The organism is Vibrio sp. 1180_3, from assembly GCF_029478545.1.
GTDB classification, from domain to species: domain Bacteria; phylum Pseudomonadota; class Gammaproteobacteria; order Enterobacterales; family Vibrionaceae; genus Vibrio; species Vibrio aestuarianus.
The window spans coordinates 1-487 of the sequence record NZ_SJFM01000173.1; the positions used below are offsets into that span (position 1 = coordinate 1).

Here is a 487-nt window from a genome sequence, read left to right on the forward strand (position 1 = left end):
TAGGAAGCGGTTGACGTTTACCACGACGTTTGATTGTCGTCGTTGTGGTGGTGATAACCTCATCTTCCGATTTCGCCGCTTCACATTCCGCCTCATTAAAGAGGTCACCCTGTGCTTCGTTATACGGCTTTAACGCTTCCGAGCGTTTGGCGAATTGACGGTCAAGGGCCAGTTTAAACTGCTCAATTAAGGATTGGCGCTCTTGTTGCCACTCTTTTTTCTCCGACATCAACGCTTTCACCATAGCTTGAAGCTCGGCGATGTCTTGGCTTTCTGGGTTAATATCGGGCGTCTTTTTCATGGCATTGATTATACTAAAAACACCACGTCAAGGCTTGGTATAACTCACTTTTATCGGGTTCAACTCATTGTAAAGTTGTCTATTTTTATCGGTTTATGGCCGATTATCGTGAAGCCAGATAACAGTCTATCTAAGTCAAATTGAGTCAGGGTGTAGACCTGCTTTTTCTCTTGAGTGGGCCATTTG

At 44.8% G+C, this 487-nt stretch carries 1 pseudogene; it reads right to left on the reverse strand.

The window, feature by feature from the left end:
- A pseudogene (locus tag EYW48_RS21430) lies at window positions 1-301 on the reverse strand (IS66 family transposase); the annotation flags it as partial.
- Window positions 302-487 lie beyond the last annotated feature (186 nt).